Source organism: Sphingobium cupriresistens, from assembly GCF_004152865.1.
Lineage (GTDB): Bacteria > Pseudomonadota > Alphaproteobacteria > Sphingomonadales > Sphingomonadaceae > Sphingobium > Sphingobium cupriresistens.
The window spans coordinates 1-9,693 of sequence record NZ_SEOO01000068.1 but is presented as its reverse complement, the minus strand read 5'-3'; the positions used below and the strand labels follow the sequence as shown (position 1 = coordinate 9,693).

The 9,693-nt window shown below is 65.1% G+C and carries 11 protein-coding genes; 9 read left to right on the top strand and 2 right to left on the bottom strand.

The window, feature by feature from the left end; translation table 11 throughout:
* The first annotated feature begins 75 nt into the window (after nt 1-75).
* From EWH12_RS20800 to EWH12_RS20790, 3 genes are all read left to right on the top strand, one after another.
* Nucleotides 76-975: a hypothetical protein gene (locus tag EWH12_RS20800; RefSeq protein WP_129927700.1), complete on the top strand. Its 900-nt coding sequence runs from the start codon at nt 76-78 to the stop codon at nt 973-975.
* A 108-nt stretch (nt 976-1,083) separates the two neighbouring features.
* Nucleotides 1,084-3,216 carry an AAA family ATPase gene (locus tag EWH12_RS20795; RefSeq protein ID WP_207212461.1) on the top strand — a complete coding sequence of 711 codons (2,133 nt, stop codon included), beginning with the start codon at nt 1,084-1,086 and terminating at the stop codon, nt 3,214-3,216.
* Nucleotides 3,213-4,547, top strand: a complete 1,335-nt coding sequence (locus tag EWH12_RS20790) for an McrC family protein (RefSeq protein ID WP_129927699.1) — start codon at nt 3,213-3,215, stop codon at nt 4,545-4,547. Before EWH12_RS20795 ends, EWH12_RS20790 begins: the two co-directional genes overlap by 4 nt.
* Before the next feature lie 206 nt (nt 4,548-4,753).
* Here EWH12_RS20790 and EWH12_RS20785 read toward each other — a convergent pair whose 3' ends face one another.
* Both EWH12_RS20785 and EWH12_RS23010 read right to left on the bottom strand, forming a co-directional pair.
* Nucleotides 4,754-5,461 carry a DUF2285 domain-containing protein gene (locus EWH12_RS20785; protein WP_129927698.1) on the bottom strand — a complete coding sequence of 236 codons (708 nt, stop codon included), beginning with the start codon at nt 5,459-5,461 and terminating at the stop codon, nt 4,754-4,756.
* Entirely contained in the window at nt 5,394-5,618 is a 225-nt protein-coding gene (locus tag EWH12_RS23010; RefSeq protein ID WP_422917749.1) for a transcriptional regulator domain-containing protein, read from the bottom strand. The genes EWH12_RS20785 and EWH12_RS23010 overlap by 68 nt, the downstream gene beginning before the upstream one ends.
* 167 nt (nt 5,619-5,785) lie before the next feature.
* Between EWH12_RS23010 and EWH12_RS20780 the strand changes: the two genes are divergently transcribed.
* The 6 genes from EWH12_RS20780 (at nt 5,786) to EWH12_RS20755 (ending at nt 9,611) form a co-directional block, all read left to right on the top strand.
* Nucleotides 5,786-6,559, top strand: a complete 774-nt coding sequence (locus EWH12_RS20780) for a helix-turn-helix transcriptional regulator (RefSeq protein ID WP_242496156.1) — start codon at nt 5,786-5,788, stop codon at nt 6,557-6,559.
* Between the two features lie 57 nt (nt 6,560-6,616).
* Nucleotides 6,617-7,234 carry an acyl-homoserine-lactone synthase gene (locus EWH12_RS20775; protein WP_129927696.1) on the top strand — a complete coding sequence of 206 codons (618 nt, stop codon included), beginning with the start codon at nt 6,617-6,619 and terminating at the stop codon, nt 7,232-7,234.
* A 16-nt stretch (nt 7,235-7,250) separates the two neighbouring features.
* Nucleotides 7,251-8,123: a phytanoyl-CoA dioxygenase family protein gene (locus EWH12_RS20770; protein WP_129927695.1), complete on the top strand. Its 873-nt coding sequence runs from the start codon at nt 7,251-7,253 to the stop codon at nt 8,121-8,123.
* Nucleotides 8,120-8,728 carry a GntR family transcriptional regulator gene (locus EWH12_RS20765; protein ID WP_277986039.1) on the top strand — a complete coding sequence of 203 codons (609 nt, stop codon included), beginning with the start codon at nt 8,120-8,122 and terminating at the stop codon, nt 8,726-8,728. The genes EWH12_RS20770 and EWH12_RS20765 overlap by 4 nt, the downstream gene beginning before the upstream one ends.
* 113 nt (nt 8,729-8,841) lie before the next feature.
* Entirely contained in the window at nt 8,842-8,961 is a 120-nt protein-coding gene (locus tag EWH12_RS20760) for a benenodin family lasso peptide (RefSeq protein ID WP_129927693.1), read from the top strand.
* A 65-nt stretch (nt 8,962-9,026) separates the two neighbouring features.
* Nucleotides 9,027-9,611, top strand: coding sequence for a hypothetical protein (locus EWH12_RS20755; protein ID WP_129927692.1), 585 nt, complete (start codon nt 9,027-9,029; stop codon nt 9,609-9,611).
* Nucleotides 9,612-9,693 lie beyond the last annotated feature (82 nt).

Sequence of the window (9,693 nt, the reverse complement as noted above, 5' to 3'; positions counted from 1 at the left end):
TGAAAATTACACCAATGCCGGGGGGAGTGGCCCTCGGGCTACGCCCTCACGCCACTCCCCCCGGCATGTAACACGATGGCCTGGTTTTACGCCGCCGAATGGCCGACTTTTGCTCCGCCGTTGACAGGATTGCACGCGAAATTGTACCTCTCGAGCGCTGGCATGGTCATCACCTCGGCCAATGCCTCGAACCGCGGCATCGGTTTTGTCGAACCGGCCGCGCTGATCGAGTGCGGCACCTTCCATCGGCCCGATACGACCGCGTTCCGCAAAGGCACGGAGTGGTTCGACACGATCTGGGGGAAAGCCGACATGGTCGATCCCGAGGCCCTCGCGACAGCGCGCGCCGCCTGGGCAAAGAGACCGCGCCATGGTGCCCTAAAGGGTGCGCCCCTGACCGCTCCACCCGACACCCTGCTGCGGAGGATAGCCGCCGACCCGGAGGGCTATCGAGGGATCGGCGTGGTCTTCTCGTCCGGCGAGGCCGGACGCAAAGATGTCGAGCAGGCGGCCGAGGCGGCGATCGCGGTCGAGGGCAAGAGGCGCAAGCCGAAGTTGAAGAAGGAAGAGATCAGCCGCTTGCCGACCTGGCCAAAGGGAAATCTGTTCATCGGCTGGTCTGATGCGGACGCCAACGCCTGGCCTGGACTGTTCCTCTGCGCGCACCGCGGCGCACGCGGGGCATATTCCTACTGGTGCTATTCACGCTTCTTCGAGGTAAAGCTCGATCGTGATGAGTGGTCGATATTCGCGGAACGGTCCCCGGAGTTGCGATCGCGGATCAGGTTGACGGGCTCACCCAGGCAGAGCGCGAGTGCGGAAGGTGAACTTCTCGAGAAGATCTTCACCCACCTTGACGCGGTCGCCGGTCCCGATGAAATCGGCTACCGCCTTTGTGAGAGCCCCATGCATCTCGGCCAGTTACTCGCCGATGTCGATGCCGGCCGTTCGACGGATGCGAATCCTGTCGAGTAAAGAGCGAGCCGGCGATAATAGCATTGCGTTGTTATTGCTGCCGGGGGTTCGATGAAAGATCAGGAGTTCAGGGATTGGCTGAGCAGACGGCTCTGGAAAGGCGAGCCGTTGACTAAGAAGGCCATGGATACGCGGGTGCGCCGCAATCAGCGGGCCGAGCGCGGATTGCATGGTCTTGGCTATTCCCAATCCACGCTCGACGAGGTCTTCGACGGTGGGAAGTGGAACGATTTGCTGGCGCAGTTGACGGCGCTGGCAAGCGATCCGAATCCCGACATGGCGATCGTGCGCGCGGTCGTCCCCCAGGCCGAGGATCCCAAGGGCCAGCTCGGCAACATGATCGCCGGCCTGCGACAATATGGCTATTTCCGCGAAGGGCGTGATCCCAATTATTCGGTCGCAGGAGTCGCGGACGAAGATGATGGTGGCGAAAGCCAGGCCGACGAAATCCGCCGTTACGTCCTGGAGAACTACATCAAGCCGGCCCGCCTCCGGGGCGATGCGACCGTCACTATCACCGTCGGCGCGTTGAATAACGAGATGAACCTTCACATGGCCTGGCCGAACATTTGCCAGGCGCTCGAGGGTCGATTGTTCCTGCAACTCGCGAACGTGCCTGCGCCGACAGCCGAAGGGCCGAAGCAGAGCACGACGCGTAAACTGACCTACTCGCTGGCGATGGAGACCGAGAGCGTGCCCAGGCAGAAGCAATCGCCGACCAACCTGATCCTCTACGGCCCTCCAGGCACCGGAAAGACCTACCGTACCGCCTATGAGGCCGTTTTGCTGTGCGACGGCACCGTGGCGTTCGACGAGTCCCCCGAAGGCCGCCAGGCGCTGCTCGACCGCTATCGCGAACTCGAAGCGGAAAAACGGATCGCCTTCGTCACCTTCCACCAGAATTATGATTATGAGAGCTTTGTCGAGGGTCTGCGTCCTGAGACAGGCGATGGCGAGGGCAATTCGGCCGGCTTCCACCTTGAGGCACGGCCGGGCATCTTCCGCGAGATCTGTGCCCTCGCCGACCAGGCCCGGACCCGACCCATGCCGGCAGCGAGCGCGGCCGGTTTCGACTTTTCGGGCCGCCGCTTCTGGAAGATGGGCCAAGGCGCGATCGGCAGCGAAGACGAAGTTTACGACGCGGCGCTGGCGAACCGATATATCGCGCTTGGCTGGGGCGGGACGATCGATTGGAGCGCCGAGCGCTTTTCGACCTTCGACGCCATCAAGGCCGAGTGGCTGAACAGGAATCCGGACGACCCGACCCCGAGCAACTGGACCCAGACCTGGCCATTCCGCGCCGAGATGAAGATCGGCGACATCGTCATCGTACCCTACGGCAACACCGCATTCCGGGCCGTCGCCGAGGTCACCGGCGACTATCGTTATGTCCCCGAGGCCGAGGGCTTCTACGCGCACCGCCGCGATGTGCGCTGGTTGCTCACGCTCGAGGACCCCCTGCCGCTCGACACGATCGTCGATGGCAACTTCACCATGCGCACGCTCTACCCGATCGCCACGAAACGGGTGAACCTGCCGGCGCTGGCCCGCCTGATCGCCGGTGACGAGGATGCCGCTCCGGCCGAAGCGGTCGGCGGCGAGCCGGAACAGTTCGTGCTCATCATCGACGAGATCAATCGGGCGAATATTTCGAAGGTCTTCGGCGAACTCATCACGCTGATCGAGCCCGACAAGCGTCTCGGCATGGCCAACGCGCTGAGCCTCACCTTGCCCTATTCGAAGAAGCGTGATTTCGGCGTTCCCGCCAATCTCCACATTGTCGGCACGATGAACACGGCGGATCGCTCGATCGCGCTGCTCGACACCGCGCTCAGGCGCCGGTTCACCTTCCGGGAGATGGCGCCGCGCATCGACCTGCTCGGCACCGTCGACGGGATCGACCTGCGAGCGGTACTCAGCTCCATCAACGATCGGATCGAGTATCTGATCGACCGCGAACATCGCATCGGCCATGCCTTCTTCATGGGGTGTCAGAGTCGCGAAGCGATAGATCTCGTCATGCGCGACAAGGTCATTCCCCTTCTCCAGGAATATTTTTTCGAAGATTGGGGGCGCATCCGGGCTGTCCTTGGCGACGGCTTCATCGGATCGCGCAAGATCGCCCCGCCGCCAGGCTTCGAGGGCGACGACCGCGATAGCTGGTTCGTCCGCGAGCCGTTTTCCGCGGACGCCTTCGAACGGCTGAGCGGGGGCAGCAGCGCCGCCGTCTCGGCTGAATGAGCCATCTGGCCGTCAGCGAGTGGGGGCGCATTGCGGTCCTTGATCGACCAGGTGAAGGAGGCTTCACCCGGCCACAGGCCAATGCCCTGATCGCTGCGGCGCGCGCCCATTTCCTCGGTGGCGACGAAGGCACCACCATATTGCGGGATCATTTCCGGCATCTGACGGCCGGCCAGATGGTTGGCGTGATCGCGGCGCCCGGCTGCAGTCTCGAGATTTTTCCCAAGATCGATCAACTCGACACCGCGTCGTCCGAGGGGCGACGGACCGTCCGCGAACGGCTGGTGCGGATGCTCGACGTGGCCTTGGACCTCGACATCGGGGATGGTGCCGCGTCCGCGATGGCGAGGCAGGCGGAGGGACTTCTTGACATTCTGATCCGTCTGTTCGCGGAAAAGCTCCTGACGGAGGCGCGGCGGGGTCTTCCGAGGGCCTATCTCCAGCACGAAGATGATCTTCCCGCGCTTCGCGGTCGGCTCAACGTGGTGCGGCAGTTCACCGCCCATGCCGTGCGGCCCGACCGGCTCGCCTGCCGCTTCGACGCGCTGTCAAGCGACATTCCGCTGCTGCAGATCATGAAAGCATGCGTGTTGGCCCTTCGCCGCCATGCCCGCGTCGCCGAGACTGTGCGCAAGCTCGACGAATTGCGCTTCGTGCTCGCCGACATCGCTGATGTGAGCATCGCCGCTTTGCCTTGGCAGGCGGTGCGGCTCGATCGGACCAATCGGCGCTGGGAGGCGCTGTTCGGTCTCGCCCGGCTGTTCCTCAAGCGCGACTGGCAGGCCACCCATCATGATCCGTCGGCCGGACAAGGGATCACGTTGCTATTTCCGATGAACGATCTGTTCGAGGCGTATATCGCCGCCCTCATGCGGAAGATCTTGCGCCCTGTCGGGCTAAGCGTCGAAACGCAGGGCGGCCGGCTGTTTTGCCTGATTGAAGAGGGAGACCAGGGGCGCCGGCGCTTTCAGACCCGGCCCGATATCATCGTTCGGGACCGTCAAAGCAGCGCACCGGTCGCGATCGTCGATACGAAATGGAAGCGCCTGTCGCCGGCGATCGAGGATGCCAAGCATGGGGTCAGTCAGACCGATGTCTATCAGATGATGGCCTATGGGCAGCTCTATGCCTGCCCCGATCTTATTCTCCTCTATCCGCACCATCCCGGTCTCGGATCGGGTCCGTTCGCTACCGATTACCTGATCCACGGCAGCACGGATCGGCTGCACCTGCGGAGCATCGACATCGCGCAACGCGAGGGTGGCATCGTGGCGGCCCTCGCGGCCATGTTTCAGCGTTGGGGGGCGCAGGATCCAGTCGTTTCCGGCTAAAATCCGCCGACGGCGCGCTTCCGTCCGCCACGCGGCCTGGCCTGACGTTCTTCACGGCACCGTCGGTCGTGGTGGCCGCGCCAGCGATCGACACCGCGAGGCCGAGACCCGCCGCCGCCGGGGCTCGGTGGCGAAGGCGACGGAAAACCTTTGCTGTCGCCGAGCCATAGAGCGCGGTCGCGCCGTCAGGCGCGAGGCGCCAAGGATCAGGCCGGATCGCTGCGCGAGTGTTCAGCATGCGTTTGCGGCTTGGACGGCAATCGTGCTTGCCGCCGCATCAGGTCGCGATACCCGCCCAACGCCAGGGTCTTCGCTTCGCGCACCAACCGCCTAATCCGCGAACGTAGCGAGTCGGATCGGTCGTTCCAGTCTTCGGCCACGCGCGCCTCGCCAAACAAAACGGCCCCGATTTCGCGCTGGGTCGCGCCGTCGACCCGCGCGTCATGGACGCGCAGCAACTGGATGCCGCGTTCGATCCAGGGATCACGCGGATACAACGAGTGGGCAAAGCGGCGATGGTGCTGGAGATGGAGGAGGCGGCGCAGCGGCAGGATGCCCGCCTTGGCGCCGCCGAGACCATGCAGGCGATAATACAGATGAACCAGTGTTTCGCCTGCCAGTCGCCCCTGCGCTACATCGAGCCGGATATGGTGGCGACCGTCCGAAAGGACGGCATGGTCATAGCCGTCCGGATCGGTGACGACGGTCAACCAGGCGGCGACGCGTTCCAGATCAAGGCCATCGGGATCGGTGCGATCGGTGGGAATCGCTATAACGGACAGGGTTGCGGGATCGAGATCGGCATGCCAGATGATCCGTGCCTCGGGTGCCGACCGGGCCGGATCTTCAGCGAAAGTGCAGCCCCCACGCGCGCGGATCGACGCGGCCGCGGGTAACGCTGCTCGCCCGGGCATGCCAGGCGATATAATCAGGATCGCGGCGCAACCACTCCCACATGAGCCCGGTGCGATCGATACCACGCAGCCGTGCGTAAGCGGTGCTCTCGCGCCACGCCCGCAGCAGCGTCACGGGCAGAAACCTGCGAACAGCGCAAAGGCACAGATGCTGCATCGCACAAGACAACTTCTGCGCGCCTGCCCAACATGATATGACACTTCCATGACAGGAGTCGCCCGGCGACGGCTTGAGGCCCCGCCGCCTGGCCAACAGGACGAAGAAAGGGCGATTGTCGGGATCCGGGCAGCACGAGACGCCGCCGACGGTCGCGACAGGACCAGATGCCTTATTCGGGCATGGCGATGCAGCTTGCGCGCATCGTTGAAACGGTCGGCAGCGCAGATGAGCTTGCGGCGGCCATGGCCGCCATCAGCATGGAGCTGGGCTTCCAGTATTTCGCGCTCAGCCATCATGTCGATGTGGCCACGGCCGGTGACGCGGCGATCCGGCTGCATAATTATCCGCGGAGCTGGGCGGACTATTATGACGAGAACGCCCTGGGCGTGAGCGACCCGGTGCATCGCGCGAGCCATGTCACCAGCATCGGCTTTTCCTGGTCGCAGATAGCGGCGATGATCCCGTTGACTCAGGCCGATCATCGGATCCTGGCGCTCGGCCGCGCCCAGGGCATCGGCGACGGCTTCACCGTTCCGGCCCATGTTCCGGGCGAAGCACGCGGTTCTTGCTCCTTTGCGAGCGAAGCGGGGCGGCCGCTGCCGCACGTCATGCTGCCGATGGCGCAACTCGCCGGCAATTTCGCATTCGAAGCGGCGCGCCGATTGTGGATGGGACGCGGCGGGCTCCTGATGCGTCCGGGGCCGGCACTGACCGACCGGCAGCGCGACTGCGTCCTGTGGGTCGCGCGCGGCAAGGGCGACTGGGAGATCGGCCGCATCCTGGGGATCAGCGAAGAGACGGTGGCCCGGCATATCAAGCAGGCCTGCGAGCGCTACGGCGTGAACAAGCGGACATTGCTGGTGATCCGGACGCTGTTCGACGGAACCCTCACCTTCTCGGATATCTTCCGCCGTCGCTATGCCCCTTTTCGGGCATAGCGCTGCGACCGGCATCTCGCCGACCCTCGGCCGATCACGGCCAAGGGAGCAAGAGCCATGCTGCATATCCTGCAATCCGCCCCACCGTCCGCGTCGGACGCGGCGCTGCGCGCGATGTTCGCCGCGCGCAAGTCGGTCTTCGTCGATCTGCTCAAATGGGACGTTCCGGTCCTCGAGGACCGCTATGAAGTCGACCAGTTCGACGATCTCAACGCCACCTATCTGATCCTCGCTGAGCCCAACGGGGCGCACCTGGGCTCGGCGCGCCTGCTGCCGACCATGCGACCGCACATTCTGGGCAACCTCTATCCGGGCCTGTGCGAGGACGCGCCGCCGCGCGCCCCGGACATCTTCGAGATCACCCGCTTCTGTCTCGACCGCCGGCTGCGCGCGGCCGCGCGCCGCGCGGTGCGCGATACGCTGGTGACCGCGCTCGTCGATCATGCGCTGGATCATGGCATCACCGGCTACAGCGCGATCGCCGAAATGGGCTGGTTCCAGCAGATCCTCGCCTTCGGCTGGCGCTGCCGGCCGCTCGGCCTGCCGCAAGTCGTCGATGGCGCGATGCTGGCGGCGCTGCGCATCGACATCGCCCCCGACACGCCCGGCCTGCTCGCCGCGGCTGGCATCCAGGCGACACCGGCCATCCGGTACAGCCAGCGCATCGCGGCCTGAAAAAAGGAGCAGGACGATGATCGACAGGCTCGACGACGAGATCACCCGCAGTGCGCGCGACCTTCTCGACCATGGCTGGTGCGTCCTTCCCGATGCCCTGCCGCCCGCGCAGATCCACGCGCTCGATGATGAACTGGCGGGCGATTTCGCGGCGACGCCGTTCGGCCAAGGCGGCTTCTACGGCAGCACCACCAAGCGGTTCGGCCGCCTGCTCACGCGCGCGGCCGGCGCCGCGGCGCTGGTCCAGCACCCGCGCATCCTCGGTATCGTCGAGGCCGTGCTCACGCCCTGGTGCGAATGCATCCAGCTCAATACGACCCAGGCGATCGCGGTCCATCCCGGCGCACCGGCGCAACTGCCGCACCGCGACCAGGACATGTGGCGCGGTCCCGTCGGCGAGATCGAATATCTCGTCAACGTGATGTGGCCGCTGACCGATTTTACGGAGGAGAACGGCGCCACGCTTGTATGGCGAGAGAGCCACGGCCCGAACGCACTGGCCGAGCCGGACGGCGCGCCTCTCGCCGCCGAAATGGCTCCCGGCGCAGCGCTTCTGTTCCTCGGCTCGACGCTGCACGGCGCGGGGGCAAACCGCACGCGGGATGTGCGACGCGGGATTGTGATCGGCTACGCACTGGGCTGGCTCAAGCCCTATGAGAACCAATGGCTCGCCTATCCGCCCGACGTCGCGCGTACGTTCCCGCCCGATCTCGCGGCGCTGGTCGGTTATCGCCAGCATCGGCCCAATCTCGGCAATTTCGAGGGACAATGCCCTTCAGTGCTGCTGGACGGGCGCGCGGACCGGCCGCTCGGCGCCGTCGATGCGCTGCGGCCCGACCAGCAGGTGCTGGTCGATGCCTATGCACAGGAACAGCGAGAAGCGCAGTGAACGCCGGGGCGACCGCCGAACGGGTCCATCAGGCACTGCGCCTCCGGATCATGAGCCGCGAATTCCGGCCAGGCGACAGGCTCGATCCGGCGGCACTGGCCGCGCCGCTCGCCGCGAGCGTGACGCCCGTGCGCGACGCGCTCCACAGGCTGACCGGCGAGGGGCTGGTGGAGACACGTACCGCCGGCGGCTTCCATGTCCCTGCGCTTGATGAACCCGGCCTCGCGGATCTCTACGACTGGTCGGCCGAACTCGTCCTGCTTGCCATCAATGCATGGCGACGCCCTGCCGCCCTTCAGCCCCTTGGCGATCTCGCGGACGCCGCGGTCTTGGCCGACCGGACTGCGGCGACGTTTCTGGCCGTTGCCCGCCATTCCGCCAATCGCGAGCATGCGTTTGCGCTCGACCGGCTCAACGCCCGCCTGCATGCCGTTCGGACAGTTGAAGAACAGGTACTGGAGGGAACCGGCGCGGAATTGGAGGCGCTGTGGCAGGCCGTCAGGACCGCCGAACGCAAGCACCTGAAAACCCTGTGCCGCAGCTATCATCGCCGTCGCCGCCGCGCTGCCTCCGACATCGTGCGGGCCGTCTACCGCGCGGACTGACGTCCACCGCCTGCCAAACAAAATCGATATAGAATCCGTATAAAGTTCGGATAGCCGACCGCCCTCCATAGTCTGCCATGGCTGCATTTCGCAGCAGGACGAAGGAGTGCATCATGGAACGTGAAGACGAAGTGATCGACCTCGGCACCGCCAGCATCGAAACCAAGGGCGGCGCCGGCCTGGTCATTGATGCCAAGAACGGCCAGCAGCTCTTCGGCATCGCCGACGACTGACGGCGTCGGCGCGCGTTCCCTTAGGATCGCGCGCCGATCCGGGCTTCGATCCTGGGCGTTCGATCATGGGCTTCAATCTTCGCAATGGCATCTCCTTCTGCCGCGTCGGCGACCGGATCATTTTTCTCGATATCGTGGCAGACCGGTATTTCTGCCTTTCGCCAGACGCCGAGCACAGCTTCCGGGCGCTGGCAGAAGGCGGCGCCCCGCCGCCAGACGATTTGCACCTCCAGGGATTGCTGACGCGCGGTCTGCTTATGGCATCAGCGGCTCCGGAGGCACCAGCCGCCTGCCGCCCGATCGTGATGCCGCGGACGAGTATTCTCGATCTGGACCTTCCGCGGCCTGCCTTCGCCGGGACGACCAGCGCTCTGTGCTGCCTCGCCGCCTCGCGCGTGCGATTGAAGATGGCGGGCCTCAGCCGGACCCTTTCCTGGCTGTCGACCCGCAAGTCGCGCTTGCCGGCATCCCGTGCCCTGTCGGAAGGGCAGGTAGAGCGGATCATGGCCGGGTTCATTTCGGCGGCTCGCCTTGCCAGCCAGATCGACCTCTGCCTTGCAAACTCCATCGCGGTGGCATCGCGCATGATCGCGAAGGGCATGCGGTATAGCGCGACGATCTGGATGAGAGGCGGGCGTCAATCAGGATGAGAACAGATTGTCGCGACTGTTCCTGTTTGGCTGTGTTGATTGACGCTGGCAAGAGCTATTGGGCGGGTTGATTGTCGCGGAG

Bases quoted from the DNA above. Each gene is read 5' to 3' on its own strand.
- EWH12_RS20770 (WP_129927695.1), top strand. From the start codon at position 7,251: ATGATCGACAGGCTCGACGACGAGATCACCCGCAGTGCGCGCGACCTT.
- EWH12_RS23010 (WP_422917749.1), bottom strand. From the start codon at position 5,618: ATGCAGCATCTGTGCCTTTGCGCTGTTCGCAGGTTTCTGCCCGTGACG.
- EWH12_RS20785 (WP_129927698.1), bottom strand. From the start codon at position 5,461: ATGCCCGGGCGAGCAGCGTTACCCGCGGCCGCGTCGATCCGCGCGCGT.
- EWH12_RS20755 (WP_129927692.1), top strand. From the start codon at position 9,027: ATGGGCTTCAATCTTCGCAATGGCATCTCCTTCTGCCGCGTCGGCGAC.
- EWH12_RS20780 (WP_242496156.1), top strand. From the start codon at position 5,786: ATGCCTTATTCGGGCATGGCGATGCAGCTTGCGCGCATCGTTGAAACG.
- EWH12_RS20775 (WP_129927696.1), top strand. From the start codon at position 6,617: ATGCTGCATATCCTGCAATCCGCCCCACCGTCCGCGTCGGACGCGGCG.
- EWH12_RS20790 (WP_129927699.1), top strand. From the start codon at position 3,213: ATGAGCCATCTGGCCGTCAGCGAGTGGGGGCGCATTGCGGTCCTTGAT.
- EWH12_RS20800 (WP_129927700.1), top strand. From the start codon at position 76: ATGGCCTGGTTTTACGCCGCCGAATGGCCGACTTTTGCTCCGCCGTTG.
- EWH12_RS20760 (WP_129927693.1), top strand. From the start codon at position 8,842: ATGGAACGTGAAGACGAAGTGATCGACCTCGGCACCGCCAGCATCGAA.